Below are 21965 nucleotides of genomic sequence, written 5' to 3' on the forward strand. Positions count from 1 at the left end.
TTTGACGCAACTAATAGTTAAAGATTTCAGGATGGTCAACTCAAAATATCCTGAATTTTATCAAACAAATTTTGGAGTACGGGAATAGTTTTAAGCTCCTTCTCCGTCATCAGATCAATTATAGAAGAAGCAAATTCTGGTTTCCTATATCGATTTTTATGATGCTTAATAAACTTAAGAGTTTCAATATCAAATCCTTTAGAGATTTTCAAATGATCAATCCTTAATCTTTGTATATCCGCTAACGTCCATTGTCTTTTTGTGGGTCGAGGATAAAGGATGTTAAAAACGTCTCGAATTCTTTTATCTGGATATAAGTCTTCAAATTCCTGTACTCCAGCGAAAAACACTTGATTATTTAGAAAGTCTGCATCGAAACCAATCTCATTTAATTTGGCAACAGTAACAGATGCACCACATTCTGGATTTTGCGTATCAGAATCCAACAACATCACGGTGCTACTTTTCTTATTATTTCTAAGCAACTTAAGAAAGTTAAACCAAGCACCATTTGTTTGCAAATTAATTATAACGATCCCATCTTCGGACAATGTGCGATTAAACCATTTTTTATAAATTTTCCCCATACTCGCTTCTTCGCTATCTCCCTCTACGATTAAAAAACACTTTTCATAAAATATACTGCTATTCTTAATCCCCCCAACAATCGACACTTGATTTAAAAATTTCTGAATTTCCAAATCGCCACCCGTTTGCAAAAAATTCACCGATGACACACCCGCTTCCTGAATAATATGATTAATACAATTAGATGGAGCCCTGTCTATCATTGTCAAAGAGTGGGTGGCTATAATAGACTGCGTATTTGCCTGAGGGTTGTTTGCAACCTCTGAAATCGCATAGAACATTTTCCGTTGCGCTTCAAAATGCAAATTTGAATCAGGCTCATCATAAGCTCGAATCACCGGCCTGTTTTGTTGGCTACTCGTTTGAATTTCTTTGTCCCATTCTAAAATAGAAAGGAATAATCTTTTTTTTGAGCCTTCTCCTTTGTGGTCAACTAACTTAAATCCTTGCCCTTCATCAAGTTCAAGACCTTGAAAATTCAACCCTTGAGCAAAATCTATATTTATCCGCCCTTGGATACTTCTAATTTTAGGATTGTATTTTTGTATCTGTGTTAGAAGATTTTGCTCAATACTTTGATTTAGCTTTTGTAGAACATTATTTTTCACCTTCCTAATAGATGACGATTTCAATTCTCCGTCTTCGTTATAAAATTGGTTTCTGATAATATTTTCAAGAGTTTTTTTAACCAACGATTGAGGGTTGCCATATTCATGGCTTCCATAATATTGATAGTGAGGCAGCGCTGGACTTACTGTATTAAAATTAATTTCTGTTTCTAAAACATGCTTAGGCAGCATCTCATTATTTATTTCAATGTACCGTTTAACTTCAGCTTTTCTGTCATCTTGATTTGAATAGGCTGGTAACCCAAGTCTATTCAATAAATCTTTCATATCAGAGGAGTTTAAATTAGTATAAGTCTCTAAGTCAATGTCCTGTAAGGCAATCTTATTGATAAAACATCTAAAGGCGAACCCTCTTGTATAAATTTTTTTGATAAATACATAACCATCGACTATAAATGGAGATAATAATTCGGATACATTAGCAAAATCGACTTGAAATTTTGCTGTTAGAGTAAAAGTATCAACAGCTGCACCTTCTAAATTATAGAAGTCATCCTCTTGCTGATTAAATTTACCCAAAAAAAGGCCGAGAGCTTTCAGAATCGTAGATTTCCCACAATCGTTTTCTCCAATTAAAACAGTCAAATTATGGAACGGAATAGTCGTTAAATCACGATAACATTTATATCCTTGCAATGAAAATTCTTGAAGTAACACAGGTTAACTTTATAATTCATGATAAATACTAACCATTCCTTTGTCTCCTCTCGAGTAATCTGGTCTTAAGGTTAAGAATTTTTCTTCTTGAACTGTTATTGATGTTATTTTTGACACATCATATAATTTCCAGCCCATCTTTCCAGTTGACGAATAACCATCTACTTGGTAGGCTCTTAAAACATGATTTCCTTTAGAAGAAGTTCCATGGCAATGAGGTTCAACGACTCTTAGTCCACCATCATATTCAAATTCAATCAACAACTGTGATTGAATTGCATCAGTGAGTAGTGCAATCATAATAAGGTTTTAATTACAAACCGAATTTAGATATTATTTCCCAGTCATGCAATATTATATATGATCGTCAAAAACGGTTAATTTCTGATTACAAATAAATTGACTAAATATCACGAGCGACAAACATCTATATAATAATTTAAGTCAAGATGGTTTTTGCGCAATTATCACATCAAACGCTAAATCAATCCCCCGGCTCATAATCCACCGGCAACAAATCCCCCAACTTAGCCTTCGACCATGAGCCCTCATGCAACGGCGCTGGGCTCGACACCACCATACCGTTCATATCAAAGGCGACAAAAAACTGAGGGATTTGGTAATTACGCTCGTTTAGTAGTCCAGCTTACCCATTCGGGTGCCGCATAACTTGGCATTTGCATCAGCTTGACTCTTGGATCTAAAAGTTTAATCATTAGCATTTTAAAATCATATGCTAAATTAAGTTTCGACCAATCAAAGCGATAAGGAGTGTAAATTAATATTGGCTCCTGATCAACATTAAGGGATTTAATATTTGATTTTATTATCCAAAGCGTTGTTATATAAATTCCCGCTTTTTCACCTATCAGATTTTCAGAAACTGTTCTCTTTTTCGCGATAGCCATAAATTTAAAACTTTCGGAATACATTAAAAACCAATCTGATTCATCTTCATCAATAATGTCTTGGAACTGCGCAGATGAAATTTCTTTCGAATAATACATCTCATTTTCGACCGAAAATTTTGAAGTTGGATTCACCAGTGAATTTTCCAACCATTCACTAACCTTTTCAAATAATGTATTATCGCCTTTTGATCTTAAATAAAGCGCCCTGCTGATAAGATCTACTACCATTCTCGATTGTTGATTTTTGATAATTTCTTAAAACTACAATTTTCCAATCATCTTTTACAAGGCAGGTCGAAGCGACTATTTTACTTGTTATTTAAAAATAGTGAACTTATAATATCCGTTTATGTGAGATTTCCCCCTCAATCCCCCGGCTCATAATCCACCGGCAACAAATCCCCCAGCTTAGCTTTCGACCATGAACCTTCATATAACGGCCCAGGGCTTGATACCACAATGCCGTTCATATCAAAAGCCACAAAGTTGGAGTATTTGGTGAGCACGCTGGTTTCGTAGTTGGGCATATCCAGCGGGTGGTAAACATCTTTAAATTCGGTGGTTTCTTCGCGTTTGGTGTACACTACGTATAAAAAATGCGGAAAAGTGATGGCATAAATACCATCCTGCGGCGTTTTACGCAAAATTTCCATTTCCTGGTAGGGTGTTTTAACCATGCTTTCATGAAACCATTTGGTCATGTTGCTTAGCTTGTAGTATTTAGCCAACGAATCGCGGGGGCCCTCCCGGTATTTCTTAATCCGTGCTGCAAGCACAGCCTCGTCGGGGCGTTCGGGGTTGAGGTAGCGGGTAAAATCGTGCGCTTCAAAGCCCTCCTGCTTCAATGTGCCTTTATACAACGAGCGGTAAAAATGCTGTGCCGAACCATAGTAGGCGTCCTCACGCTTTTTCTTCCAGATCTTTTTTTGTTCGGTGCTGCCGGGCAGGTTCTCGAACAGGGCGCTGCCCGAGTAGGATATGGTATGCTCAATGCCATCAAACAAAAAACTCTTCAACAAAAATTTGGTACGGTAACCTAAAGCCAGGTTCTCCACCACCAAAAACTCATCGCCCGATGCTTCCAGTTGCTGCTTGCCGCGGTGATAAATGAGGTTAAGGATATGCGGGTTGGTTACTTTACATTCTTTGCCGTTTTCGGTATTGCCTACAAACTCCTTGCGGAAAAGTTCGTAGTTCTTTTTCCAGTCGGCATTGCTGCTGATCACTACTTCGCGCAGCATCAGTACTTTTTGGGTGAGTTCGGCGCTAATTTTCACAGGTTCTTTACCTGCCAGTACGGTGGTTGAATATTCTTCGTAACCAACACCGGTAATTACCAGGGTGTACTGGCCGGATTTTACGCCGCTGAGGGTAAAAGTACCGTCCTCGGCGGTAGAAGTACCGTAGGTGGCATTATTTAAAAACACGCTGGCATTGGGTACGGGCGCTTTGGTATCGGCCCGTACAACCTTACCGGTTATGGTGTTTGATTGGGCCGAAGCGATAAGCGGGCATAAAAAACAGATAAGCAGAAACCAATAAAAGCGCATTTAGTAAAATAAGGGCGTTAATTTTCAAAGTATAAAAAAACACATTTTTTATGAATGGTTGATGAAATTACCAGTTATTTCGCCAGACCACTGACAACAACCTGTCAGCGTTCCAATTTTAAAAAACAAGTGTTCCAATTTTAAAAACGGGTGTTCCAGTTTTGTTTTTTCAAAAACGCAAATACCTGATTATCAATACCAAGATGTTCCACTTAACTTATAGTAAAAAACCGCATTTTGTAACATGCTGATTATCAATGGTAATTTAATGTGAGAAATTCTCAGGTGTTCCACCTAAAAAAGTGGAACACAAGCTGTATTGTTTGGTTTTTTACATCCAAACAGCAAGATAAAAGCATAGTTCAATCAATTCTTCGCGCGAAGGAAATTGGTGTAATGAAAAATTGATCAGCTTAAGCAGCCAAACCATTTAACCCACCTACTTCAGTCTCGCCACAAATAAGGGAACAATAGTAAAGCAGTAGCTATTACAATAGCATTAATAGCGCACAGCACGCCAATGTTGCCATAAAAAAAACTCCGGTCAACCCCATCCATTGCGCTTTTGCTCAGTTTAATAAGCACGAGGATTACCGGGATGATAACCGGGAAGCTGAGAATTGCCATCAGCGTACCGTTATTACCTGCTTTTGAGGCTATAGCCGAGATCATGGTAAAAACCGTTGAAAAACTCAGGCTGCCCAACAGCACGGCCAGGAAATAATACAGCGGATCGCCAAGGGTGTTTGGGAAAAATACGAGGTAAACAATTAATGCCAATACGCTTAGTAACGACATTAACAAAACATTGTAAACGGTTTTTGAAAGTATAATAGCCTGCGGACTGGCAATAGAATAATAATACAACAGGCGGTTTTTACTTTCCTGCATAAAGCTTTTGGCTATGGCGTTTACCGACGCAAACAGCATAATAATCCAGAACAACACATTCCAAACCACCGGGTAACCGTTACTGTTTGCAAAACCAGGATTAAGGTTAAGCGAAATATAGCATACAAACACCGTTGAAACCACGTATAGCAAAACACCATTAAAAGCATATTTTGCCCGCCACTCCAGCAAAATCTCCTTTTTTAGCAGGTACCAGGTTTCATTAACAAATTTCATGGTGGCAAATGTAATCAATAAGGGCGAACTGAAGGGGTGTAGATTTGACAGGCTAATAAAATTAGCCTAATTTTGACTGATATAAACCTGATATTGCATGCCTGTAGCTTATTTCCAAACCCCGGTTGGTATTGCCCGCATTATTGAGGAGGATGCCTTCATTTCATCTATATCCATCCGCGATGAGGAATATGATATTGAGCCTGCCTCCACTCCCCTGATGCAAACCGCTATCCATCAGCTAAATGAATACTTCGCGGGCAAACGGAGGGAATTCACTTTCCCGATAAAACAATCGGGCAGCAATTTTCAGCAGGAAGTTTGGAACGAACTGATGAAGATCCCTTACGGAAGCACCATTACCTATACCCAACAATCCAACCAGATGAATAATCCGCTGGCCATAAGGGCTATTGCTGCAGCAAACGGGCGTAACCCTTTATGGGTAGTGGTCCCCTGCCACCGGGTTATCGGCGCAAACGGCAGCCTTACAGGTTATGCAGGCGGTATCTGGCGCAAACAATGGCTGCTGGAGCACGAGGCTAAAGTACTGGGCATTGGGCAAACTAAACTGGAGTTTTAAACCTGCTTATGCATCCACCTTTAGCAACCTCGCCATTTTTTCGTGCAGCTGGTAAGGCATAAACGGCTTGGATAGCACATCGTTCATCCCGGCCGAAATAGCCTCCTGCTGTTCATGATCATAACTTGCTGCCGAAAGTGAGATGATGGGGATACTCCGTTTGGGCTCCTCAAAATCAACCCGGATAGTTTTGGCCGCCTGGTAGCCGTTCATTTCGGGCATATGGGTATCCATCAAAATGATGTCGTAAGTGCGGTCGGTTAGTTTATCAATTACCTTGCGGCCGTTATCAACCATGTCCACTTCTACATTCCAGTCTTTTAATATTTTAGAAAGCATAAACTGGTTAACCATATTATCTTCGGCCACCAATACACGCACATTATTAAACGGTGGCAGTGTTTTATCGGTTTTAGTGGTTAGCTTTTCTTTAGGCTTAACGGCAATAGTATACCAGTTGGTAAAGTTGAAGGTGCTGCCCTTTCCAACCTGGCTGCTTACCGTAAGCTCGCCGCCTTTAAGCTCGGCCAGTTTTTTTACAATGGTAAGGCCCAAACCGGTACCGCCATACCTGTTGGATGTATCATCTTCGGCCTGTTCAAATGATTCGAAGATCTTGTTCAGCCTGTCGGATGGGATGCCGATGCCGGTATCCTCCACAATAAATTTAATTTTAACCTTATCGTTATGCTTCTGCAGTACAACAATCTTCAACTTTACATATCCCCTTTCTGTAAATTTAAGGGCATTGCTCAGCAGGTTCATCAAAATCTGGTTAAGCCTCAACGAGTCGATCATCAGGTATTGTGGCACCTCTTCTTCAATCTCCAGCAAAAACTCAATATTGTTTTCGTCGGCTTTAAACTTCAACAGGTTGAATACCGATTTTACGATATCATAAACATTGCTTGCCGCCCGAATGATGCTGAACTTGCCGGCTTCAATTTTCGAAATATCAAGCACATCGTTAATAACACCCAATAATGACTTGGATGAGGTATCCAGCAAATCGAGCATCCCAAGCTGCTGCTCGTTAAGCCCGGTTTTACGCAAAAGCGATGTAATGCCTATAATACCGTTTACCGGCGTACGCAGCTCATGGCTCATATTAGCTAAAAACGTTTCCTTGACTTTTTTACTGTATTCGGCGTTTTCTTTTGATTTGATGAGCTGCTCCTGGTAGCTTTTTTGCGGCGAGATATCGCTGATATTGATAAAAATAACCTTGTTTCGGTACGCTGCCCGGCACTCTACCCAAATTACCCGCTTATCAAAGGTTTCAAACTTAAACTCAAAAATGGCAAAACTGAGGTTATCCTTGATAATCTCGCCCAGTTTTTTGCGAAAAGCCGGCTGATGATCTCCAATAGCCAGATCAACAATACTTTTTCCAATCAGTTCGGCCGCCTTGAACCCCATTATTTTTTCGACGGTAGGGTTGATATCAATGATCCGCAAACTTTGCGCATCCACCGAACTGATAATATCTGCCGAGTTTTTCACCACTACGGCATAGTTTTGAAGCTCCTCGTTTTTTTGTTTGATATCGGCCTGCGTGCGGGCCAGCTGTACAAACGAATCAACCTTGGCCGATGTGATGTACGGATCGAGCGGTTTATACAGGTAATCTACAGCGCCGGTACCAAGGCCTTTCACCGCGTATTTTGCTTCCTTGGATATGGCGGTAACAAAAATTACCAGGATATCTTTGGTACGCGGATTTGATTTAAGCATCTCAACCAATTCAAAGCCATCCATTTCGGGCATTTGTACGTCAACGAGTGCAATCGCTATATTGGTTTCCCAGGCAATTTTAAGCGCTTCGTTTGGCGATGTAGTAGAAAATATTTTAATATCCTCGCGTTCAAGCAATGCTTCGAGCGCAATTATGTTCTCTTCTCTATCATCAACAATAAGAATATTAACAGGGGTCATGTAATATTTGGGGTAATATGCTGATTATAAAAGCAATAATTTAAATATCTCATCTTGTGTTAACACGTATTCTGCAGCTCCATTTTTTATCGCCGACCGCGGCATCTCGGGCATTTCGGCGTCTTCGGGCTGCTGCGCTATAGTAAGGCCGCCGCTTTTTCTAATCTTCAACATACCATCAGCCCCGTCCTGATTTGCTCCTGATAACAGTATAGCCACGCATTTGTCGCCATACACTTCGGCAGCGCTTTCAAAAGTAACATCAATTGATGGTTTTGAGTACCATACGGCCTCCGAAACGTCGAGACTAAAATATCCGCCTTCCTCAATCAGGGTATGATAGTTTGCCGGCGCGATATACATGGTATTCTTTTTTAGAATATCCTTATCCTCAATTTCGCGCATATACATACGGCTGTTCTCGGCAAACAGTTTTTCAATTTCGCTAAAAAAGTTTTTTTTTCGGTGGATGATAAGGATTACTGTTTTCCCAAACGCACCCGGAAGTTCTTTAATAATGCGGAACAAAATTTTGAACGAGCCCGCCGAACCGCCGAATAATAGTATTTCGGCAGCCTGCCATCGCTCCAATAAATTTTTATCAGGTGCCAACTTTTTGATAGATATTTTCCTTTTGGTTGATTACCTTAAACTTTGTTTTAAAAGCGTCTGACCGGATTGTTTCTTTACTGCCAAGACATAAATAACCCAACGGGCACAGGCTTTTATAAAACAACTCCAGGATCCGCTCCTGCAAAAACGTTTCGAAATAAATAAAAACGTTGCGGCAGCTAATCATCTGAAACTCATTAAACACATTATCAGATATTAAATTATGTACCGAAAACAACGTGTTTTGCTTTAACTCATTATGCACCGAAGCAGCATCATACAAAATGGTAAAATGATCTGTTATCGATCCTTTTAAGCCGGTGTACTGGTAGTTTTCGGCATAGCTTTTTATGTTGCGTAAGCTGTAAATACCTTTACGGGCCTCCCTCAGCACTTCGGTGTTAATATCTGTACCGTAGATAAACGATTTTTTACCTAAACCCGCCTCCTTCATCAGTATGGCCATCGAGTAAACCTCCTCGCCCGTTGAGCAGCCTGCACTCCATATTTTGGCATGCTGATAGGTAGAAAGGTAAGGCACTACCTGTGTATTAACCGCTTTATAAAAAGCCGGGTCGCGAAACATTTCGGTAACGTTAACCGTAATTTCCTCCAAAAAGCCCTGAAAAAAGGCGGCATCATTAATCAGTACATGCTTTAAATCGTAAAACTCAAACTTATTGAGCAGCATAATGCGAATAAGCCTGCGCTTTAACGAAGCCTTTGTATAGCCCGCAAAATCAAAGCCATGAACTTTTTTTATAATATCAATCAGTTCAAAAACCTGGGCCTGCGATATAATTCCCTGCGCTGTATCCATAATTAACTTTCAAGCCACAACTGCATCAGCGATATCAGCCTGTCCATATCAACAGGTTTGGTAATGTAATCGTTGGCGCCCGCCGCTATGCATTTTTCGCGGTCGTCTTTCATGGCCTTTGCTGTTAAGGCTATTACAGGTAACTTCGCCCATTTGTTTTGTTTACGAATTTGCCTTGTTGCTTCGTAACCATCCATTTTCGGCATCATAATATCCATCAATACAATGTCAATATCTCTGATCTCTTCCAGTTTGGTTAGTGCTTCTTCTCCGTCGTTAGCTATCTCTACATTGAAGTCATAACCCTGCAAGGCACTGCTTAATGCAAAAATATTGCGCATATCATCATCCACTATCAACACTTTTTTACCCTTAATACTGTCTTTACTTTTGGTAACCATTTTTGGTTTTAGAGTTGCGGGTTGCGGGCTGTTATTGGCCGCGGTTTCACTTATTTTGTTCAGGAACAAATTCACCTCGTCTATAAGCCTGTCTGACGATTTATTGGTTTTTACCACCATGGCGTTGGCGTACTGCATCAGGCGGTTAACTGATGTTTTATCAAGCTCCATGGCGGTGTTGATAATCACGGGCAATGCCAAAAAGCGTTCAACCTCTTTAATTTTATCCAACAAATCCAACCCCGAAATATCCGGCAGGTTAAGATCAAGAATTACGCACTGGTACTCGTTTTCATGCAACATCCTGAATGCTGACTCGCCATCGAAAGCCTGATCTACCGTAATGCCCTGGCTTTGCATCAAATCTTTTAGTGCCTGGCTTTGGGCTTTATGATCTTCAACCAGCAGGATCTGTTTAAAACGTGTACCGCTTTGCACCATAATATCGGCAAAAAGCTTATCCAGCGTTTCGGTATTAATTGGTTTTTTAAGGAAATTGATGGCGCCCTCACGACGAACGCGATTGGCCGCCGCATCGCCGGCCGACATCAGGTGTACCGGGATATGCATAGTTTCCTCATCATTTTTCAACTCCTTTAAAATTTGCCAGCCATCTTTGCCCGGCAGCATAATATCCAGCACCACAGCATCGGGCTTAGCCTCTTTTATGGTTTCAACCGCGCGTGTGCCTTCGTATACCATGATAGATTTATAACCATGATCGCGGGCATAATCCTGCAATATATTGGCAAAGTTTTTATCATCCTCCACAATAACTACCAAAGGTTCGCGGCCCGGATCGCGTGGTGCAGGTTTTATTTGTGGCAAAACCTCGGCAACAGGTTTAAAGGTTTCGGCTGTTGGCAATACCTCTTCAACATGCTGAACAATTTTTGCCTCGTATGGCACAGTAAGTGTAAATTCGCTGCCTATCCCCGGTTCGCTGCTCAGGGTTATGCTACCGCCCAACAGATAGGCAAGCTCGCGGCTGATAGATAAGCCTAAACCGGTGCCACCATATTTACGACTGGTTGACCCATCGGCCTGCTGAAAGGCTTCAAATATCACACGCTGCTTCTCGGCCGGGATGCCAATACCCGAATCTTTTATGGTAAAGCTGACAGTTTTGGGCGCCGCACCCCGCTTAACGTTGATGGATATCGATCCGTTTTCGGGTGTAAATTTAAACGCGTTGCTCAACAGGTTTTTAATTACCTGCTCAAGACGCACCTTATCGGTAAATATAGTAGCCGGTAGGTCTTTACTTATGGCTGTGGTATAATTGATATGCTTGTTACCCGCCACCTCGGCAAATAACATTTCCATATCGTTTACAATATCGGCTACCTTGATATCCTCATTCTGCATATCCAGCTTGCCCGATTCAATTTTTGACAAGTCGAGGATATCATTAATAAGGGTCAACAAATCGTTACCGGCATTGAATATTACGCTGGCATATTTGATCTGATCTTCCGACAGGTTGAGCGGTTTATTATCTTTCAGGATGCGGGCCAGTACCAGGATACTGTTAAGGGGCGTGCGCAATTCGTGGCTCATATTGGCCAAAAACTCCGATTTATATTTACCTGTAGTTTCCAGTTCCTGAACTTTAATGTCGATAGCGCGGCGGGCTTCTTCAATGGCCTGGTTCTTTTCTTCCAACAAGCTGGCTTTCTCTTCCAGTTCAGCATTGGTGGTGCGCAATTCTTCCTGCTGTACGCGTAGTTCTTCTTCAGATGCCTGCAGTTCTTCGGTTTTTTGAACCAGTTCTTCGTTGGTAACACGCAGTTCTTCCTGTTGTGCTTCCAGTTCTTCGGCCTGTTGCTGGGTTTCTTCGTACAGATCGTGCATAATGGTACGTGCCTGCGCAGTATTTATTGCTATGCCTATATCATTGGCCACAGCCAGAATGTATTGCGATTTATTGGCGGCCAGATCTTCGTTAAAGGCCACCTCCATTACACCCTTCAGCTTTTTATCAAAGTAGAAAGGAACGATGAATGTTTCCGTCAAATCAGTTTTTAATACCGATGATGATAATTCAAGTTTATCGTTAATTTTTCCTTTTACAACGGTAGCCTTTCCGTTTGCGGCTGCCTGGCCCAGCCAGCCTTCGCCAAAACGTACTGATTTTTTAACAAAATCTGGATTATGGAAAGCATACGAAGCATAAAGCTCAAGCCTATCGCTGGCCTCATTATACAAATAAAACGTGCCCGCTACTGCGTTGGTATACGTACAAACTTCCGACAGGATGTTGGCCGACAATTCTTTTTCGGCCTGCTGGCCCTGCATTTTTTCGTTGAGAGCAGCGGTGCCGGTAAGCAGCCAGTTTTTGGCTTCATTATCGGCAAGTACGCGGCCAAGTTCAATATTGGCAACCCTGATCTCTTCTTCTATTTTCTTTTGCTGATCGAATGTTTTCTGGATGTAGAAGAACAGCATCAGGATGATGAGGAGAAACACCAGCGAGCCGCAGGCTATCACTATTTTGGCAAATGTTGAAGCTTCCTGTGAGCTTTCCTTACGGTTGCCAAGCAGTCGTTCCTCGGCATTGGTCATGTGGTCAATAAGCATCCGGATGTGGTCCATATTCTCCTTGCCATTTAAAAACATATTACGCTGCACCATGTAATCCAAACCCTGCGCTTCTCGGGTTTCGATATTTGTTTTCAGGATCAGCAACTGATCCTTCACCAGTTTGTTAATCGAATCTACGCGTTTTATCTGCATAGGATTATCCTTAACCATATCTTTTAAATTGGCAAGGTCATCGGCTATTTTAGGCAAAGCAGCATTATAAGGATCAAGAAATACCTTTTTGTTGGTAGCACCGTAGCCACGCATCCCGGTTTCGGCATCAATCAATTCCTGTAATAAACTGGTTGAGGTATGAATAACCTTTTGGGTATGATCAACCCAGGTATTATCCTCTTCAAATTTAATCAGGCTGTTGAACGACAAAATGCCAACTATAAAAACAAGGATAATAGAAACCGTGAAGCCCGCTAAAACCTGCTGGCGAAAAGAAAACTTTAACATTAGGTATTTGTGTTAATCTCTGAGATACAAATATGTTTAAAAAAAAGCTGTAATGTAAACATTACAGCTAATTAAAACATACCAGGAATATTAATTCGTTTCAGTGGTATCGGTTGCAGCGGGGATAAAAACTTTTGGCTTACTGCTCATAGCACCGATTACGGCCAAAACCGGGCCGGCAAACATTGCATACCAGCCCCATTGAAACTTAAGCTGGCTGGTTAAAAATTTGTTGATGCCTTTAAAAGGGATAAAGCTAAATGTAGAGTTTACCTTAAAAATGGCGGCAGCTAAAAGCAATACAACCAATACCAGCGACAACCAGGCTGCGGCGCGCATAACTTTTGCCTGGTTAAGAAACGATACGATAATACCGATAACGGCTACCAGTAAAAGCACCAGGCCATAAGGCTGGTTTAATTTATAGATATTCCAGCTGGCTACATGGAACACCCTTAATAAGGGACAGTAGGTTGCCGCGAAAAGCAAGGCAAAACCTACAAATGAAAAAATTGAGCTAAGGCGCATATTTAGGTTATTTTTGAGTGATCTCCATTTTATCGGCAAAGTGGGCACAGTAGTCGCGCAGGTCTTCTACTATGTTTTTTTCGCCGGTGGCGCGTAAAAAGCTGTCGCCCATGGTTTGAAGGGTTTCGTAGAAGAAACGTTTCATCTCATCAACCGGCATATCTTTGGTCCAAAGGTCGATGCGCAGGGTATTTTTATAGCTTTGATCCCACAGGGCAAGCATCATTGATTTTACAGGCAACGCTTCTTTATTGGTCGAGTCGGTCGATTCCCAAAGGATATGTTCAGGAACGTTATTATCATCAAGGGTAACGGTAAGCTTTATTTCAGCGGTTTTCATTTTATTTTTATTTAACAAGTAAGAATATAACGATGACCAGCACGATGAAGAAACTCTCCACCATCCAGATCCTTTTGGTTTCGATAAAAAAATTGCGGAACATGATGTCTATCACAAAAACCACAAAGGCAAATAATAAAAATATCCAGCCAATGGTGCCCCCCCAATGCTCCAGCGGTTTACCGGCGATACTTGCTCCGTTAATGAACACATAGGCTGCTACAGCTACTAAAAAAGCGGTAAAAAAGTTTAAAGGGGTAAATCTGAATTTCATTGATGGGTTTAGTGACGTTTTTTGCCTTTAGATGATTTGCCTGTACCCTGCCTGGCGGCTTTTGAGCCATACTTTGATCTATCCTTATTAGCATCAAATTTTTTACGCTGGTTAAGGGTCTTCTTTTCGTGGAAAGCGCCTTTAAAGTCGGGATCTTCTTTGCGTTTTTGCATGTCTATTTCCCGGGCCTGATCCTGGCGCTCTTCATAAGGTGTTTCTTCAATAAACACATCATCCGGGATGTTATCAACCGGGATGGTTTGTTTGATCAGCTTTTCGATCTTACGAATATAATAAATCTCGGAAGGCGTAGCAAAGGTGATAGCCTCGCCCGATTGCAGCGCCCGGCCGGTCCGGCCGATACGATGCACATAATCTTCAATAACCACCGGCACATCAAAATTGATCACGTGGCTTACATCGCTCACATCAATTCCGCGCGAAGCCACATCGGTAGCCACCAAAATCTTGACATCATCATTTTTAAATGAATTGATGGAGTTGATGCGGGTATTTTGTCCTTTATTGGCATGAAGTACCTTCACTTCAGTCTCGCCAAACTTACGGGTGAGAAATTTAAACACATCCTCGGCTACCGAACGGGTTTTGCAAAACACGATTAGTTTGGTAATCTCGCCCTCATTATCCAACAGCTTTTTAAGCAGGTTAATTTTGGTTTTGATGTTGGGCACATGGTACAAGTGCTGGTTAACCGTTTGCGCCGGCGTAGCCTGCGGTGTAACCTCAATAACTGTAGGAAACTCCAGGAAGTTTGCAGAAAGCTGATGTACCTTATCGCTCATGGTAGCCGAAAAAAGCAGGTTCTGCCTTTTTACGGGGACTACTTCCAGTATTCGGTTTATCTGGGGCATAAAGCCCATATCCATCATTTTGTCGGCTTCATCTAAAACCAATACCTGTAATGTTTTGGTAACGATATGGCCGGCAAGGTAAATATCCATAAACCGGCCGGGGGTGGCCACAATAATATCAACACCTTTGTTAACCTGTTCAATTTGCGTTTTAGGACCAAGGCCGCCGTAAAGCAGCACAACCCTCAGATCGGTGTAGGCTGCAAAAGCCTTGATATTCTCTTCAATTTGCATGGCCAGCTCGCGCGTTGGCGATACGATGAGCGCGCGGGCATGTTCGCCCTGGGCATATTTAAGCTTCATGATAATGGGCAATACATAGGCCGCGGTTTTACCTGTACCTGTTTGCGCAATACCCATTACATCCTGCCCGTTCAATATTGGCGGAATAGCTTTTTGCTGAATAGGCGTAGCTTCGGTATAACCGGCATCGGCTATCGCGTTAAGAATTTGCCGGTTAAATTTAAAATCATCAAAAGTTACTGCCATGCCGCAAAGATAGGCTTTTTGTTGAAGTAGGAACAATGGTGGGAAAACATGGGGGTGTCAGGAAATTTTTAGAAGCAGGAAGTTTAGAGGCAGGAGACAAGAAAGAAAGAAAGAAAGAAAAATATAGAAACATCCTTGTGAGTAGACAAAAGTCGATGCCTCTGAAGGATAATTACGATATCAACATTTTGTCATCCTGAGTTGGGGTATATTTGCGCACAAATAATCGCATTGGAAATGACATTTTTTTTACATCTGATTATCAACGCGTTATAGACTTTTCAAGGGCAGGAACGAAGCATCTTCTTCGCCCTGTATAGCCGCTATACAAGTTATAGAAGATGCTTCGTTCTTCAGCATGACATAATTAAATGGGTGTCATCGCTGAGCCCCGTCGAAGCATGGTTGGGAGGGCCTCTGCGCGCGACCCTTCGACAAGCTCAGGGTTGACAGACCGCCCCGCATAATGACATAAATCCTTCAGAGGCCGCGGCTTTTACTTACTACCCATGACATAATTAAAAAGTTTGTCATCCTGAGTTGGGGTATATTTGCGCACAAATAATCGCATTGGAAATGACATTTTTTCACATCTGATTATCAACACGTTATAGACTTGTCAATGGCAGCGATAGCGAAGGATCTTCTTTAACAAGCATGGCGGCTATACAGGGAAGAGGCTAAGCAGCAAGCTTATGCATTATAAACCACTGCAAACTCCTTAGCAAAATCCTGCAAAGTAACCTTACCCGATGTGGTTGGCCTGTGCTTATCGTAATCTTCCCAAATCTTTGCGCTTCTTACGGCGGTGCCCATTTCAACAAAATTGCGGGTCATTTCGGCAGGCACGCCGGCTTGTAACAGGCCAGCTTCAAGCTGCTCGTCGGTAAATTCAATCCATGGCAGTTCGGGCTTGCCTATGGCCTGGCCTAAAGTTGCGGCTACCTCACTGGTTGTGGCTTCAGCGCTTACAATGTAACGAACGCCTTTACCTGTAAAATCATGTTGCAGCTCTTCGGCTATGGCGGCGGCAATATCCCTTGGGTGCACCATAATCAACCTTGTATCGGCATCGTAATTTGAACCGATGATGCCCTGGTGTTTGATCAGATTGATATTGCCGTAAAAGTTGGTGAAGAAGAACGGCGCGCGGACAAATTTTATATCAACACCATCCAGCTTGCTAAAAATACCTTCAACATCATGAATCCCCTTTATCGGGCCCACACCGCTGTCCAGGTGTGCGCCGATGCTGCTCAGCATAACAACTTTTTTAATGCCCGAACGCCTGATGGCTTCTGCATAGCTTTCACCGGTTTCAATTTGGTATGCCCTTAGGCTTTCGGCACCAAAATTTGGAGGAACCATGGCATAAAGGGCATCGGCACCAGTGAATGTATCGGTTAAAAAATCAGCATAAGCTAACGAACCAATAGCGGCTTTAGCGCCAAGGGCTTCTATTTCTGCGGTTTTATCTGCATTGTTGCTAATTACTGTTACATTGTGGCCTGCGGCAACTAATGTTTGCGTTAATGGTTTGCTTATGTTTCCGGTTGAACCTGTTACTATAATTTTCATGATATGTTTTGTTTTTATTGAGAGCAAAGGTATTTTTGTACTTACTTTTTTACAAGTACTTACCCCAAAGTATGTATCATCATGACAGCGATAAAAGAAAGCTCGACCATACAGGAAAATAAGCAGGCAGCCTTTACAGCCTGCCCCGTAACCTATGTAATGGAGCGGATAGGCGGCTATTGGAAACCCATCATTCTGTTTCATTTATTAACCGGCAGTAAACGCTATAGCGAGATTAAAAAATCGGTAGGCGGTATAACCGAAAAAGTACTGATACAGCATTTAAAGCAACTGGAAAATGACGGCATTATCATCCGGGAGGCCAAACCTGTTGTACCGCCCCACGTAACCTATAGGCTAAGCGAAACAGGCATGGGTTTAAGGCCGGTAATGTACGCGATGTCGAAGTGGGCGGTTGATGACAGTGAAGCAAATGGAATCCCGATTTACAGGAGCCTGGGCGATTTTCCATCGGAAGAAACGTTCGCTGATATGTAACGCGATCCTCCTACATGATGTACGAAGTTTTAAAAACTTTGTAAGTTTGAGCTGCTAATAACAAATCCGAAATCAAACATCTCAAATCCGAAATTCAAAAATATGTCTACAATCCTGATAAAAGCAGCAACCATTGTAAATGAGAACAAACAATACGTTGCTGATGTGCTGATAAAAGATGGCCTGATTGATAAAATTGACAGCCAGATTAACGTGCAGGCCGATGAAATAATCAACGCCGAAGGCCTGCATTTACTCCCCGGTTGCATAGACGATCAGGTGCATTTTCGCGAGCCCGGCCTCACCTACAAGGCTGATATTTTCAGCGAATCGCGTGCAGCTGTGGCGGGTGGTATTACCTCATTTATGGAAATGCCGAACACCGTTCCCAACACCTTAACGCAGGAGCTTTTGGAAGATAAATACCAGATCGCTTCGCGCAATTCGCTGGCTAATTATTCCTTCTTTATGGGGGCGTCAAATAACAACCTTGATGAGGTTTTGCATACTGATGTCAACAAGGTTTGCGGTATCAAGGTATTCATGGGATCCTCTACCGGCAACATGCTGGTTGATGACCCGCATACGCTTGAAAAATTATTTGCGCAGGCACCAACTTTGATTGCAACACATTGCGAAGATGAGGCTACGATAAAGAGCAACCTGGCGCATTATAAACAACTGCTTGGCGAGAATATCCCGGTACGTTTACACCCTAAGATCAGGAGTGCGGAAGCTTGTTATTTATCATCATCAATGGCGATAGAGCTGGCAAAAAAACACAACACGCGTTTGCATATTTTACATATCTCTACAGAGCGTGAAACACATCTTTTTGATAACACCATTCCGTTAAAAGATAAACGAATTACTGCCGAAGCCTGCATCCATCACCTATGGTTTACCGATGCCGATTACGAAACCAAAGGCAACTACATTAAGTGGAATCCTGCCGTAAAAACCGAAGCCGACCGGGACGGAATTTTGAAAGCAGTTTTAGACGGCCGCATTGATGTTATTGCCACCGACCATGCCCCGCATACCATTGAAGAAAAAGAGCAAGCCTACCTGCAAGCTCCATCAGGCGGACCATTGGTTCAGCATGCCTTACCGGCTATGCTTGAGCTTTATCATCATGGCAAAATCAGCTTAGAAAAGATAGTAGAAAAAATGGCACACAACGTAGCCATCCTGTTCCAGATTGATAAACGCGGCTACATCCGCGAGGGCTACTGGGCCGACATTGTGCTGGTTAATTTAAACAAGCCATGGAACGTAAACAAAAACAACATCCTATACAAATGTAACTGGAGTCCGTTTGAAGGTAACACCTTCCGCTCGCAGGTAACGCATACTATAGTATCGGGTAATCTGGCTTATGAGGGTGGTAAACTTATTGAGGGTAAGAATGGGGAGAGGTTGAGTTTTAACAGGTAGTCTGAATCAGAATTTACAGAATTTTAGAATTTTCAGAATGGAAAGTTTTCGTCCGATTAAATTCTGTCAATTCTAAAATTCTGTAAATTCTGATTCAAATATTCACCCCAACAAAAATTTCCACCTCTCCATCATCCTGGCTCTGCGATCTTTCGCCGTATACATCAAAATCCGCCATATATTTCCTGTCAATATCACTATCCCAAATCTGCTTCCAGGTTTCGCCAACGGCTTGCGGTAGGGCACCTTTAACTACGTACCTGTTATAATCTCCGGGTGGTACCGTAATGCAAATAAGGCCTTCAGGAATATTATCTTTTGTGGCTACGCGGCAGCCAAGTACCGTAGTATAGTAACCGTCTTTATCGCTTTCATAATCGGTATAAACGCAATAAATATCATCGCTCAGGCGGTTCACTACCTGCTGTAAAATCTGCTCGCTCATAAACCAGTTCCATAGCCCGCCAATATCCTTAATGGCCTGCCCGTTTTGGTTAGTGGTACGCACCGATATTCCAACTAAAAAGAAACCTTTTATTGCTATTTTATCCATACAGGGGTTATTACTATTTGTTATGCCTATTTATAAATATTTTTTAACCAATTATTTACTTTATTTATATAAATAAACAGTTAAGTACTATCCGCTATTCTATCAATTTTCGTAATTCTTCAAAAAGTCCTTTCCAGTTTTGTTCTGAATGAGCTTTGGCTTCTTCATTCTTTACATTATCCTGGGTAACGGTAAGCTCGGTTTCGCCATTATTTTCGGTAAGGTTGTAGGTTATGTTGGCGTAGTTTTCGGGCTTATCTTCGGTGCCGCTCATGCTGCTCCAGTAATCGTATTTTACAAAATTTCCGGGGTCGATATCCAGTATCGTTCCGTGATCTTCATATTTGTGACCATCCCATTCTCCGCTGAATATGATAGGCTCCCCTACCCTCCAGTCCGACTGAAGATCGGTGCCAAAAAAATACTGTTTTACCAAAGCCGGATCGGTAAGGCCTTGCCAAACTTTTGCTTTCGGTGCTTTAAATTTCACCTGTACGGTTACTGTTAATTTTTCCATAATGTAGCTTTATTTAGTAGTGGTTGTTTTGCGGTTATCATCTGCTCTTTTATCTTCTCAAAATCCGCGCCGGGAATCTCGAAGAAACCAAATTTGAAGTTATAACCCCAGGCTTTTTTATCGGTAATAAAATCAAGTTCATCTATCATCGGGGCAATGGGTGCTTCGGTACACTCATAGTAGTTTAGGTTGCGACGGTAAGGAACAAAATCGACAGCCATTTGCTTTTGATATATATCCTCATCGCGCACCTGGCCAATGGCTGTAAAAGCCTGCAAAGGCTCATGGCCATTCATTTTTTGTTTAGGGGAGTAAACTGCAACCCAATCGCCAACTGCCATCTGCTTGAGGGGTGCAATCCTGCCGTGGCAAGCCTGGATAAATCCGCCGGAAATGCCCCGACTGATATGATCTTTTGATACTACAATTATCCAATGTTTCATAAGGGTAAGATTTTAACAACAAGCAAAAACACGGGCCAATAAACGCCCTGTCTTGCTTATCATGAAACAAAGTAACAAACGGCCGGTGACAGCCCTATGTCAGCAGTAAAACAGGAGATTAATTTATTTTTTGGGCTATGCCCGAGGTTATCTCACGCACCCTTTGCAGCAGCGCATCGGGCTTTATAATTTCGGCGCGGTCGCCAAACATCATATACCAGCGGGCAAAGCCTTCTATCGACATGGTTAGGAAAGTCATTTCAATTTTGTTGCCGATGTTTTTTTCGGATACAAAACCGCTGTAATATTTCTGCTGATCGAGGTAATTGTGAATCTCTTTATCAACCCTGATCACTACCTGTTCCAGGTGTTTTTCGCAGGCTGTTTTATCAATATAATCTTTAAGCGTAGGGTGGTTGCTGCCTACATAGCTTTTATCAGTTACCGTCAGTTTCCTGATCCTGTCCAACCTGAAATCGCGGTAGTCATTAGGCAGCCTGCAGTAGCCTATCAGGTGCCAGAAACTATCCAGGTAAAACACGCCAATGGGCTCCACATCGCGTTTGGTATCCTGTTGCGAGTGGAAGGCGAAATAGTCAATGCAGATCACCTTTTTATAAATGATGGCATCCAATATGGTTTGGATATGGTTTGCATTATCGGCCCGTTTTTGACTGTGACTTTTCAACACCTCAATACTACCATCCAGGTTTTCGAGCGCGTCTTTTTCGTGCGATTTAAGGATGGCCCTAACCTTATACATGGCCGATTGATATTGAGCCATGGTTGTTGTATCGGTAAGCTTTTCAACAAACTTTTCGGCCGTTAAAAAAGCGGTGGCTTCTTCGCGGGTAAACATTACCGGGGGCAGGCGGTAACCATCCATAATAGAGTAGCCCACGCCGGCCTCGCCTATCAACGGAATGCCGGCTTCTTCAAGCGTTTTTATATCGCGGTATACCGTGCGCAAACTGATATTGAACCTATCGGCAATATCGCCAGCCTTTACAACTCTGCGCGATTGTAACTGAATTAAAATGGCTGATATTCGGTCGATGCGGTTCATGGCGTCCAAATTAAATAAAAAACAATTTACCTTTGACCATTATTTATCTACAATATGGCTGCTCAACCCGAAGAAAAGATCATAACATTTGAAACTTATTACGATGTTATGCTGGCCCACATTATCCGCACCAAGTTGGAAGGCTATGGCATTCCCTGCTTTATTGCCGACGAAAACACCATAGGCTCAAACCCGTTATATAACCAAGCCGTAGGCGGCATCAAATTAAAAATATTTGAACGCGACCTGGAACGCTGCCGCGAAATATTAGCAGCCGAAGGTGATCTGCACGATCAGGACCATATAGAAATTGACGATGAAACGCTTAACGCCGTAATCTGCCCCTACTGCGGATCGACCAACGTGCGCTACGGTTCGGCAACAGAAAAGCGGGTGCATTGGCTTACTGCTATCGTATCTTTTTTTCTGATGATCTTCCCTTTTTACAGTCGCAAAGCCTGGCATTGTTTTAACTGCCAGCGCGATTTTGAGTAGTTTTTTATAGTTGGAA

At 42.2% G+C, this 21965-nt stretch carries 22 protein-coding genes; 4 read left to right on the forward strand and 18 right to left on the reverse strand.

Annotated elements, in window-relative coordinates; genetic code table 11:
• Positions 1 to 35: 35 nt before the first annotated feature.
• The 5 genes from HYN43_RS13970 to HYN43_RS13990 form a co-directional block, all read right to left on the reverse strand.
• Positions 36 to 1874, reverse strand: a complete 1839-nt coding sequence (locus HYN43_RS13970) for an AAA family ATPase (protein ID WP_119409930.1) — start codon at positions 1872 to 1874, stop codon at positions 36 to 38.
• 9 nt (positions 1875 to 1883) lie between these two features.
• Positions 1884 to 2174: a WYL domain-containing protein gene (locus tag HYN43_RS13975; RefSeq protein ID WP_119409931.1), complete on the reverse strand. Its 291-nt coding sequence runs from the start codon at positions 2172 to 2174 to the stop codon at positions 1884 to 1886.
• A gap of 323 nt (positions 2175 to 2497) precedes the next feature.
• Positions 2498 to 3013 carry a hypothetical protein gene (locus tag HYN43_RS13980; protein ID WP_119409932.1) on the reverse strand — a complete coding sequence of 172 codons (516 nt, stop codon included), beginning with the start codon at positions 3011 to 3013 and terminating at the stop codon, positions 2498 to 2500.
• A gap of 137 nt (positions 3014 to 3150) precedes the next feature.
• On the reverse strand, positions 3151 to 4335 hold the full coding sequence (locus HYN43_RS13985; RefSeq protein ID WP_119409933.1) for a carboxypeptidase-like regulatory domain-containing protein: 1185 nt from the start codon (positions 4333 to 4335) through the stop codon (positions 3151 to 3153).
• A 444-nt stretch (positions 4336 to 4779) separates the two neighbouring features.
• Positions 4780 to 5463 (reverse strand): heme exporter protein CcmB, encoded by a 684-nt coding sequence (locus HYN43_RS13990; protein ID WP_119409934.1) that lies wholly within the window; start codon positions 5461 to 5463, stop codon positions 4780 to 4782.
• 97 nt (positions 5464 to 5560) lie between these two features.
• Between HYN43_RS13990 and HYN43_RS13995 the strand changes: the two genes are divergently transcribed.
• Positions 5561 to 6046 (forward strand): methylated-DNA--[protein]-cysteine S-methyltransferase, encoded by a 486-nt coding sequence (locus HYN43_RS13995; protein WP_119409935.1) that lies wholly within the window; start codon positions 5561 to 5563, stop codon positions 6044 to 6046.
• 6 nt (positions 6047 to 6052) lie between these two features.
• Here HYN43_RS13995 and HYN43_RS14000 read toward each other — a convergent pair whose 3' ends face one another.
• The 9 genes from HYN43_RS14000 to HYN43_RS14040 all read right to left on the reverse strand — a co-directional run bounded on the left by HYN43_RS14000 (position 6053) and on the right by HYN43_RS14040 (position 16940).
• The gene (locus HYN43_RS14000) at positions 6053 to 7981 is read right to left on the reverse strand and encodes a hybrid sensor histidine kinase/response regulator (RefSeq protein WP_119409936.1); all 1929 of its coding nucleotides are present in this window, start codon (positions 7979 to 7981) and stop codon (positions 6053 to 6055) included.
• A 24-nt stretch (positions 7982 to 8005) separates the two neighbouring features.
• Positions 8006 to 8593: a chemotaxis protein CheB gene (locus HYN43_RS14005; RefSeq protein ID WP_162996469.1), complete on the reverse strand. Its 588-nt coding sequence runs from the start codon at positions 8591 to 8593 to the stop codon at positions 8006 to 8008.
• Positions 8583 to 9413 carry a CheR family methyltransferase gene (locus tag HYN43_RS14010; RefSeq protein ID WP_205589930.1) on the reverse strand — a complete coding sequence of 277 codons (831 nt, stop codon included), beginning with the start codon at positions 9411 to 9413 and terminating at the stop codon, positions 8583 to 8585. The genes HYN43_RS14005 and HYN43_RS14010 overlap by 11 nt, the downstream gene beginning before the upstream one ends.
• Before the next feature lie 2 nt (positions 9414 to 9415).
• The gene (locus tag HYN43_RS14015; protein ID WP_119409938.1) at positions 9416 to 12859 is read right to left on the reverse strand and encodes a response regulator; all 3444 of its coding nucleotides are present in this window, start codon (positions 12857 to 12859) and stop codon (positions 9416 to 9418) included.
• 90 nt (positions 12860 to 12949) lie between these two features.
• Complete coding sequence (locus HYN43_RS14020) at positions 12950 to 13387, reverse strand: hypothetical protein (protein ID WP_119409939.1); 438 nt, start codon at positions 13385 to 13387, stop codon at positions 12950 to 12952.
• Between the two features lie 7 nt (positions 13388 to 13394).
• The gene (gldC, locus tag HYN43_RS14025; RefSeq protein ID WP_090524371.1) at positions 13395 to 13727 is read right to left on the reverse strand and encodes a gliding motility protein GldC; all 333 of its coding nucleotides are present in this window, start codon (positions 13725 to 13727) and stop codon (positions 13395 to 13397) included.
• A gap of 7 nt (positions 13728 to 13734) precedes the next feature.
• Entirely contained in the window at positions 13735 to 14001 is a 267-nt protein-coding gene (locus HYN43_RS14030; RefSeq protein WP_119409940.1) for a hypothetical protein, read from the reverse strand.
• Positions 14002 to 14009: 8 nt separating this feature from the next.
• A complete protein-coding gene (locus HYN43_RS14035) occupies positions 14010 to 15362 on the reverse strand; it encodes a DEAD/DEAH box helicase (protein ID WP_119409941.1) in 1353 nt (450 codons plus the stop codon).
• 693 nt (positions 15363 to 16055) lie between these two features.
• Positions 16056 to 16940 carry an NmrA family NAD(P)-binding protein gene (locus HYN43_RS14040; RefSeq protein ID WP_119409942.1) on the reverse strand — a complete coding sequence of 295 codons (885 nt, stop codon included), beginning with the start codon at positions 16938 to 16940 and terminating at the stop codon, positions 16056 to 16058.
• An 81-nt stretch (positions 16941 to 17021) separates the two neighbouring features.
• Between HYN43_RS14040 and HYN43_RS14045 the strand changes: the two genes are divergently transcribed.
• Both HYN43_RS14045 and HYN43_RS14050 read left to right on the forward strand, forming a co-directional pair.
• Positions 17022 to 17438 carry a winged helix-turn-helix transcriptional regulator gene (locus HYN43_RS14045; RefSeq protein ID WP_119409943.1) on the forward strand — a complete coding sequence of 139 codons (417 nt, stop codon included), beginning with the start codon at positions 17022 to 17024 and terminating at the stop codon, positions 17436 to 17438.
• Positions 17439 to 17540: 102 nt separating this feature from the next.
• Positions 17541 to 18875: a dihydroorotase gene (locus HYN43_RS14050; RefSeq protein WP_119409944.1), complete on the forward strand. Its 1335-nt coding sequence runs from the start codon at positions 17541 to 17543 to the stop codon at positions 18873 to 18875.
• A 94-nt stretch (positions 18876 to 18969) separates the two neighbouring features.
• Here the strand turns inward: HYN43_RS14050 and HYN43_RS14055 are convergent, their stop codons facing one another.
• The 4 genes from HYN43_RS14055 to HYN43_RS14070 form a co-directional block, all read right to left on the reverse strand.
• On the reverse strand, positions 18970 to 19428 hold the full coding sequence (locus HYN43_RS14055) for a GyrI-like domain-containing protein (protein ID WP_119409945.1): 459 nt from the start codon (positions 19426 to 19428) through the stop codon (positions 18970 to 18972).
• Positions 19429 to 19522: 94 nt separating this feature from the next.
• Entirely contained in the window at positions 19523 to 19945 is a 423-nt protein-coding gene (locus HYN43_RS14060) for an SRPBCC family protein (RefSeq protein WP_119409946.1), read from the reverse strand.
• Positions 19933 to 20388 (reverse strand): EVE domain-containing protein, encoded by a 456-nt coding sequence (locus HYN43_RS14065; RefSeq protein WP_119409947.1) that lies wholly within the window; start codon positions 20386 to 20388, stop codon positions 19933 to 19935. Before HYN43_RS14065 ends, HYN43_RS14060 begins: the two co-directional genes overlap by 13 nt.
• 118 nt (positions 20389 to 20506) lie before the next feature.
• Complete coding sequence (locus tag HYN43_RS14070; RefSeq protein ID WP_119409948.1) at positions 20507 to 21454, reverse strand: helix-turn-helix transcriptional regulator; 948 nt, start codon at positions 21452 to 21454, stop codon at positions 20507 to 20509.
• A gap of 54 nt (positions 21455 to 21508) precedes the next feature.
• On the opposite strand from HYN43_RS14070, the gene HYN43_RS14075 reads away from it, so the two are divergent.
• Positions 21509 to 21949: a putative signal transducing protein gene (locus HYN43_RS14075; RefSeq protein WP_119409949.1), complete on the forward strand. Its 441-nt coding sequence runs from the start codon at positions 21509 to 21511 to the stop codon at positions 21947 to 21949.
• Positions 21950 to 21965 lie beyond the last annotated feature (16 nt).

The organism is Mucilaginibacter celer, assembly GCF_003576455.2.
In the GTDB taxonomy this organism is placed as follows: domain Bacteria; phylum Bacteroidota; class Bacteroidia; order Sphingobacteriales; family Sphingobacteriaceae; genus Mucilaginibacter; species Mucilaginibacter celer.

Coding starts and splice junctions, on each gene's coding strand:
- HYN43_RS13995 (WP_119409935.1), top strand. CDS start 5,561: ATGCCTGTAGCTTATTTCCAAACCCCGGTTGGTATTGCCCGCATTATT.
- HYN43_RS14075 (WP_119409949.1), top strand. CDS start 21,509: ATGGCTGCTCAACCCGAAGAAAAGATCATAACATTTGAAACTTATTAC.
- HYN43_RS14030 (WP_119409940.1), bottom strand. CDS start 14,001: ATGAAATTCAGATTTACCCCTTTAAACTTTTTTACCGCTTTTTTAGTA.
- gldC (WP_090524371.1), bottom strand. CDS start 13,727: ATGAAAACCGCTGAAATAAAGCTTACCGTTACCCTTGATGATAATAAC.
- HYN43_RS13985 (WP_119409933.1), bottom strand. CDS start 4,335: ATGCGCTTTTATTGGTTTCTGCTTATCTGTTTTTTATGCCCGCTTATC.
- HYN43_RS14055 (WP_119409945.1), bottom strand. CDS start 19,428: ATGGATAAAATAGCAATAAAAGGTTTCTTTTTAGTTGGAATATCGGTG.
- HYN43_RS14060 (WP_119409946.1), bottom strand. CDS start 19,945: ATGGAAAAATTAACAGTAACCGTACAGGTGAAATTTAAAGCACCGAAA.
- HYN43_RS14000 (WP_119409936.1), bottom strand. CDS start 7,981: ATGACCCCTGTTAATATTCTTATTGTTGATGATAGAGAAGAGAACATA.
- HYN43_RS14070 (WP_119409948.1), bottom strand. CDS start 21,454: ATGAACCGCATCGACCGAATATCAGCCATTTTAATTCAGTTACAATCG.
- HYN43_RS14050 (WP_119409944.1), top strand. CDS start 17,541: ATGTCTACAATCCTGATAAAAGCAGCAACCATTGTAAATGAGAACAAA.
- HYN43_RS13990 (WP_119409934.1), bottom strand. CDS start 5,463: ATGAAATTTGTTAATGAAACCTGGTACCTGCTAAAAAAGGAGATTTTG.
- HYN43_RS14065 (WP_119409947.1), bottom strand. CDS start 20,388: ATGAAACATTGGATAATTGTAGTATCAAAAGATCATATCAGTCGGGGC.
- HYN43_RS14010 (WP_205589930.1), bottom strand. CDS start 9,413: ATGGATACAGCGCAGGGAATTATATCGCAGGCCCAGGTTTTTGAACTG.
- HYN43_RS13975 (WP_119409931.1), bottom strand. CDS start 2,174: ATGATTGCACTACTCACTGATGCAATTCAATCACAGTTGTTGATTGAA.
- HYN43_RS14035 (WP_119409941.1), bottom strand. CDS start 15,362: ATGGCAGTAACTTTTGATGATTTTAAATTTAACCGGCAAATTCTTAAC.
- HYN43_RS14015 (WP_119409938.1), bottom strand. CDS start 12,859: ATGTTAAAGTTTTCTTTTCGCCAGCAGGTTTTAGCGGGCTTCACGGTT.
- HYN43_RS14020 (WP_119409939.1), bottom strand. CDS start 13,387: ATGCGCCTTAGCTCAATTTTTTCATTTGTAGGTTTTGCCTTGCTTTTC.
- HYN43_RS14045 (WP_119409943.1), top strand. CDS start 17,022: ATGACAGCGATAAAAGAAAGCTCGACCATACAGGAAAATAAGCAGGCA.
- HYN43_RS13980 (WP_119409932.1), bottom strand. CDS start 3,013: ATGGTAGTAGATCTTATCAGCAGGGCGCTTTATTTAAGATCAAAAGGC.
- HYN43_RS14040 (WP_119409942.1), bottom strand. CDS start 16,940: ATGAAAATTATAGTAACAGGTTCAACCGGAAACATAAGCAAACCATTA.